Origin of the sequence: Paraburkholderia sp. (assembly GCF_026225065.1) — a bacterium.
GTDB lineage: Bacteria > Pseudomonadota > Gammaproteobacteria > Burkholderiales > Burkholderiaceae > Paraburkholderia.
Window position 1 is genome coordinate 1 of the sequence record NZ_JAMFSB010000256.1, and the last position, 6,391, is coordinate 6,391.

At 62.2% G+C, this 6,391-nt stretch carries 7 protein-coding genes; 2 read left to right on the plus strand and 5 right to left on the minus strand.

Annotated elements, in window-relative coordinates; all coding sequences use genetic code 11:
- The 5 genes from M0954_RS18675 to M0954_RS18695 all read right to left on the minus strand — a co-directional run.
- Positions 1-873: class II glutamine amidotransferase (locus M0954_RS18675; protein WP_297354821.1), on the minus strand; the 873-nt coding region annotated here is incomplete at its 3' end.
- Between the two features lie 64 nt (positions 874-937).
- Positions 938-2,299, minus strand: a complete 1,362-nt coding sequence (glmU, locus tag M0954_RS18680) for a bifunctional UDP-N-acetylglucosamine diphosphorylase/glucosamine-1-phosphate N-acetyltransferase GlmU (protein ID WP_122152799.1) — start codon at positions 2,297-2,299, stop codon at positions 938-940.
- Positions 2,300-2,452: 153 nt separating this feature from the next.
- The gene (ttcA, locus tag M0954_RS18685) at positions 2,453-3,472 is read right to left on the minus strand and encodes a tRNA 2-thiocytidine(32) synthetase TtcA (RefSeq protein ID WP_297354823.1); all 1,020 of its coding nucleotides are present in this window, start codon (positions 3,470-3,472) and stop codon (positions 2,453-2,455) included.
- Between the two features lie 3 nt (positions 3,473-3,475).
- The gene (locus M0954_RS18690) at positions 3,476-3,871 is read right to left on the minus strand and encodes a dihydroneopterin aldolase (protein ID WP_074262800.1); all 396 of its coding nucleotides are present in this window, start codon (positions 3,869-3,871) and stop codon (positions 3,476-3,478) included.
- Between the two features lie 90 nt (positions 3,872-3,961).
- Complete coding sequence (locus M0954_RS18695) at positions 3,962-4,786, minus strand: SDR family oxidoreductase (protein WP_122152801.1); 825 nt, start codon at positions 4,784-4,786, stop codon at positions 3,962-3,964.
- A gap of 13 nt (positions 4,787-4,799) precedes the next feature.
- On the opposite strand from M0954_RS18695, the gene M0954_RS18700 reads away from it, so the two are divergent.
- Positions 4,800-5,987, plus strand: a complete 1,188-nt coding sequence (locus M0954_RS18700; protein ID WP_123385032.1) for an SAM-dependent methyltransferase — start codon at positions 4,800-4,802, stop codon at positions 5,985-5,987.
- 40 nt (positions 5,988-6,027) lie between these two features.
- On the plus strand, positions 6,028-6,222 hold the full coding sequence (locus M0954_RS18705; RefSeq protein WP_122152803.1) for a DUF2905 domain-containing protein: 195 nt from the start codon (positions 6,028-6,030) through the stop codon (positions 6,220-6,222).
- The last annotated feature ends 169 nt before the right edge of the window (positions 6,223-6,391 follow it).

The window sequence follows — 6,391 nt, forward strand, 5'->3', positions numbered from 1 at the left end:
CAGGCTGTCGATGCCCTCAAACACCTTCTGCGCACCGTCACCAAACAGCGCTGCATCGAAGGTTTCAGCCTGTGGAATCGTGTCGGTAATCGCACGCGGCTGCTCGAAAATTTCCTTCTGCATGAAGTGGCGATACGGACCCAGCTCGACCGCACCACCATACGCCGCCACCTGGCGCACTTCACGTTCAACATTGTTGCCATCGCGATCCGCAATCCGCACCTGTTCAAGCGTCAGTTCGCACACGTCACCTTCCTCGAGGAAGATGAAACGCTCGGTGCTGCCGGCGAGCGCCAGCGCATCGGAGGCGAGGAAATTCTCATTCTCGCCCAGCCCGACGACGAGCGGCGAACCCTGACGCGCGCCCACCACCGTATGCGGTTGATCCTTATGCAGCACGGCAATCGCATACGCGCCATGCAACTGCTTCACGGCAGAACGCACCGCGGCGAACAGGTCGCCCTGATACAGGCTATGCACCAGATGCGCGATCACTTCCGTATCGGTCTGCGAGACAAACTCGTAGCCCTTGCCGCGTAGCATTTCACGCAGCGCTTCGTAGTTCTCGATGATGCCGTTGTGAACCAGCGCCAGTGCGTTTTGCGAGAAGATCGGGTGAGCGTTGTCCGTGACCGGCGCGCCGTGCGTGGCCCAGCGTGTGTGCGCAATCCCCGTGATGCCTTCAAGGTGGGTCTCGCGCACCTGATCGTCGAGATCCGCCACCCGGGCGACGCTACGCGCGCGCAGCGGCTCACCGTTGGCCAGCACGGCAACGCCGCACGAGTCGTAGCCGCGATATTCGAGGCGACGCAATCCTTCGATCAGGACGGGGACGATATTACGTTGCGCAACCGCGCCGACAATGCCGCACATAGATTCTGAGTCCTTTGCAGGGGTTCGGTTTCAAGGCGTGCACCGCACGCACGCCGGGTGAGCTTCAGCTTTTCTTTTTGGTCGGGCGCACGAAGCCCGTCTTGCTCGTCTGGGTCTTGTCGTTCAGCACCAGCACATTATCCCCGACGTCCTTCCAGATCGTCGTGCCCGCGGCAATCGTCACGCCGCGCCCGACGCGCACCGGCGCGACAAACTGCGTATCCGAGCCGACAAACACATCGTCTTCGATAATCGTGCGGTGCTTGTTCGCACCGTCGTAATTGCAGGTGATGGTGCCCGCACCGATGTTCACCCGCGCGCCTATATCCGCGTCGCCGATATAGGTCAGATGACCCGCCTTCGAGCCATGGCCGATCACGGCATTCTTCACTTCGACGAAGTTGCCCACATGTGACTCGTCCTGCAGCATGGCCCCCGGCCGCAACCGGGCATACGGTCCAAGCCCCACGTTCGCGCCGATTTTGGCGCCTTCGATATGCGTAAACGCTTCGACGTGGCTACCCGCACCGATTGTGGCATCGCGGATCACGCAGTTCGGTCCGATCGTCACGTTGTCCGCGAGCGTCACATGCCCTTCGAACACGCAGTTCACGTCGATCGACACGTCGCGGCCGCATTCGAGCGTGCCGCGCACGTCGATACGCGCCGGGTCAGCCAGCGTCACGCCCGCGACCAGCAGTGTTTCGGCAACGTTGTGCTGGTGAATCCGTTCCAGCTCGGCCAACTGCTGCTTGCTGTTGACGCCGAGCGTTTCCCACTCTTCATCCGGCTGGGCCGTCACAACCTCGAAACCGGCTTCGGTTGCGCGCTCGACGACATCGGTGAGGTAGTACTCGCCCTGCGCGTTGTCGTTCTTCAGCGCGGCGAGCCACATGCCGAGCTGGGCGGTCGGCGTCACGACAATGCCCGTGTTGATTTCGGCGATACGCAGCTGTTCCGGCGTCGCATCCTTCTGCTCGACAATCCGCACCACACAGCCGGTCTGGTCGCGCACGATACGCCCGTACCCCGTGGGATCGTCCAGCGTCACCGTGAGGACGCCGTAGCAGCCCTCGGCGGCGCTGTCGACGAGGCGCTTGAGCGTGCTCGTCCGGGTGAGCGGCACGTCGCCATACAGCACCAGCGTCGGCACCGCGGGATCGAGCAGCGGCAAGGCCTGCTTCACGGCGTGCCCCGTGCCGAGTTGCTGCTCCTGGACGACGAACAGCACGTCGGGCGCAGCCACCGCTGCACGCACAGCATCGCCGCCATGGCCGATCACCACGACGAGGCGGTTGGGCTCAAGCGTACGAGCAGTGTCGATGACGTGGGACAGAAGCGGCCGGCCGGCCAGGGGATGCAGCACCTTGGGCAGCGCGGAACGCATGCGCTTACCGGTGCCTGCCGCCAAAATCACGATGTTCATGGCGTCGGCGAGGGGACGAGTTTGGAGCCGGTAATTCTAGCACGCAGCCCATGACAGAAACGCTGCGTGGCGGATTTACTGAAGAGGTTCGCAATCCCGGAAGCACGGGGCTTCCGGGGCGTTCAGAGCAACTTCAAAACAATCCGTACTGCTTCACAGATCGTCGAACTGCACGATCGAAATTGGCTTCGATCCGTTGAGCGTCGTACCCTCGACGGAATCGGTCGAGCACGGCTCTTCGTCGAAAGCGATATCGCCTTGCGGATCGGCTTCGCCCGTTGCGCGCAGGCCGGCGAACGGGAACAGCTTGTGATCCATCAGATGCGATGGCACGACATTCGACAATGCATTGAACATATTCTCGACGCGGCCCGGGAAGCGCTTCTCCCAATCGCGGATCAGCGCCTTCATTTCCGCGCGCTTCAGGTTGGGCTGGCTGCCGCACAGATTGCATGGAATGATCGGAAATTCGCGCAACTCCGCGTATTTCTCCAGATCGGTCTCCTTCACATAGGCGAGCGGCCGGATCACGATGTTCTTGCCGTCATCCGATTGCAGCTTCGGCGGCATGCCCTTCAGCTTGCCGCCGTAGAACAGGTTCAGGAGCAGCGTCTGCAGGATGTCGTCGCGATGGTGGCCGAGCGCGATCTTGGTGGCGCCCAGCTCACCGGCCACGCGGTACAGGATGCCGCGACGCAGCCGCGAACACAGCGAGCAGGTGGTCTTGCCTTCCGGCACCAGCCGCTTGACGATGCTGTAGGTGTCCTGATTCTCGATATGGAACGGGATATCCAGTTGCTTCAGGTATTCGGGCAACACGTGTTCCGGGAAACCCGGCTGCTTCTGGTCCAGATTCACCGCGACGATGTCGAAGTGGATCGGCGCCCGTTCGCGCAGGCGCATCAACACGTCCAGCATCGCGTAGCTGTCTTTGCCGCCCGACAGGCAGACCATCACCTTGTCGCCTTCCTCGATCATGTTGAAATCGCCGATCGCCTGACCGACGAGGCGCGCGAGCCGCTTGAAGAGCTTGTTGTTCTCGTAAGCCTCTTTCTGCTCGCGGCGCGTGAGCACGGGCTTGTCGGGCCGCTCAGCAGTCGCCGCGGCGCTCGACGTTTGAGCCGGCGCGGCCTCGCGCGTCATCTCGGCGCTCAGGATCTCAGGAGCGTTCATGACTCAATCCTCTTTGATGCGGAAGACTTCGATGCCGACGGCATCGCAGTCCGGATACACATCCGGCTTTTCGGTGGACACGCGGGCCGCGCGCACCTGCGGATGGGCCAGCAGCGCGGTCAGCAGGTCGTCGCAGAGCGTTTCCTGCAGGTGAATGTGACCGCGTTCGACGCGGCGCGCGATGGTAGCGCGCATAAAGTCGTAGTCGACGACTTCGCGCAGCTTGTCTTCGACGGGAGTCGACAGCGCGAGCGGCACGTACAGTTCGACGTTGATCACGACGCGTTGCTCGCCGCGCTTTTCGAAGTCGTGCACGCCGATGTTGATGTGCACCTCGTAGTTGCGCAGAAAAAGCCGGCGGCAATCGGCTAGCCGGGGATGCGAAAGAGCGGCAAACATGGTCGTTCCAGTCAAAAAAGGCGTGCGGGCACGCAAGGGGGCGCTTCAACGCACCACGGCCCTTAATTAAAATTTAAGGGCCGTGCGCATTCAGACGCCCGTCAAAAACATCACGTCACGCGGGGACGGCACGAGGTGCTGACCGCCGTCGACAACCAGCGTCGTCCCGGTCACACCCGCCGCCTCGGCCAGATACAGCGCGGCGGCGACGATATCCTCGGGCCGCGACGCACGGCCGAGCGGGGTGACTCGGTGAGCTTCGGCAAAACCTTCCGGCGTCTGGTCGGCGGACCGCAGCGTCAGACCGGGCGCGAGGCCTACCACGCGCAGTTTCGGCGCCAGCGCCTGGGCGAGCGCAACGGTGGCTGTCTGCAACGCGGCCTTGGACAGCGTATAGGACAGGTAATCCGGATTCATGTTGTACAGCTTCTGGTCCAGCACGTTGATGACGACCGCGCGCTGCGCCTCGTCGCTGCGGGCAGCTTCGGGTGTGGCCTCATATAGCATACGCGCCAGCACGAGCGGCGCGCCTACATTCGCGGCCATATGGCTCAGCAGATGTTCATAGCCGACGCTCTGGGCGGTATCTTCGTCGAACTGGGACGCATTGTTGACGATACACACCGGGCGCCCCAACGCCGCCGTACAGTCCGGCACGAGCCGGACGACCTGCGCCTCGACGGTCAGATCCGCCTGCAGCGCGACCGCCCGACGACCGAGCGCAACGATTTCGGCGACCACCTCGTCGGCTTCCGGCTTCGACTTCCCGTAGTGGACAGCGACGTCCCAGCCCCGCCGGGCAAAGCCCAGCGCCAGTTCGCAGCCGATCCGCCGGGCAGCGCCGGTGATCAGGACGACGCGCGGAACGGCGGTCGGACGGCCGAGGACGGCGGAAGTGTCGGAAGGGACGGTCATTTACAATACGGGGATGAATCCGATAGCTCACCAACCCGATAGTTTACCTGCTCCCGGCCCGAGCGCGCTTGCGCAGTCGGAAGCGCTGTCCGCGCAGATCCGCTCGGCGATCGCTGCAGCGGACGGCTGGCTGCCTTTCGACCGCTACATGGAGCAGGCGCTATACGCGCCGGGACTGGGCTACTACGGTGGCGGCTCGATCAAATTCGGCCGTCGTCCGGAGGATGGCAGCGACTTCGTGACGGCCCCGGAACTGTCGCCGTTGTTCGCCGCGACGCTGGCTCGACCGGTCGCCCAGGCGCTAGAGGCGAGCGGCACCCGCCACGTGATGGAATTCGGCGCCGGCACGGGCAAACTGGCCGCCGGCCTGCTGAACGCGCTGGAGCAACTGGGCGCCACCTTCAAGACATACTCGATCGTGGACCTCTCAGGCGAACTGCGCGAGCGGCAACGCGAAACGATCGAAGCGCGGGCGCCTGCACTGGCAGCGCGAGTACGCTGGCTGGATGCGTTGCCGGAGCAATTCGAAGGCGTCGTGATCGGCAACGAAGTGCTGGACGCGATGCCGGTGCGGCTCTTCGCTCATACCGATGGGGTGTGGCACGAACGCGGCGTGACGTTACGCGATGGTGAGTTCGCCTTCGCCGATCGGCCGGTTAGCGCACGGCAGGACCTGGAGTTTCTGACGAGCCTTGAAGTGGATGGCGATTACGTCACAGAGACGCACGACGCGGCACGAGCTTTCACGCGCACGATCTGCACGATGCTGACGCGGGGCGCGGCGTTGCTGATCGACTATGGTTTTCCGCGGCACGAGTACTACCATGGGCAGCGCGCGCAGGGTACGTTGATGTGCCACTACCGGCACCGGGCGCATGGCGATCCGTTTTTGTATCCGGGTTTGCAGGACATCACCGCGCACGTGGAGTTTACGGGCATTGCCGAGGCGGGCGTGGATACCGGGGCGGATTTGCTGGGGTATACGTCGCAGGCGCGGTTTCTTCTGAATACCGGGATTACTGAGGTATTGGGAGAGATTGATCCTGTGGATACGATGCGGTTTTTGCCTGCGGCGAATGCGGTGCAGAAGTTGTTGTCCGAGGCGGAGATGGGGGAATTGTTCAAGGTGATTGCGTTTTCGCGAGGGATCGAGGAGACACTCGATGCGTTTGCGAGTGGGGATCGGACGCACAGTCTTTGACCACGTTCGTGGTGAATTTCACTTCCGTTAGGGGCTCGCGATGATTCGGTGGTTGTTGACTATGTTTATCGCCGTGGCGATTTTGTCGTCCTCTTGGCCGTGGCTCAGGAAGATTGGGATTGGGCGGATGCCTGGGGATGTGACGCTCAGGATGTTTGGAAAGGAGTATCCGTTTCCGTTTATGTCTACTTTGTTGTTGACTATGGTTTTGTCTTTGGTTGTTAAGGTTTTGTAGTACGGGGGCTATTATTTGCCTGCGCGGCGCATGACTGGAAAACTGCGATGAACCAGTTCGCGATCCTCTACGAAGATCGCTTCACGAGGAATCATTTGTAGAATGCAATTCACGACCTGCCAGGCGGCGGGTCTTTATCTGCCTTGCACACAAAAATTCAGACACTCCC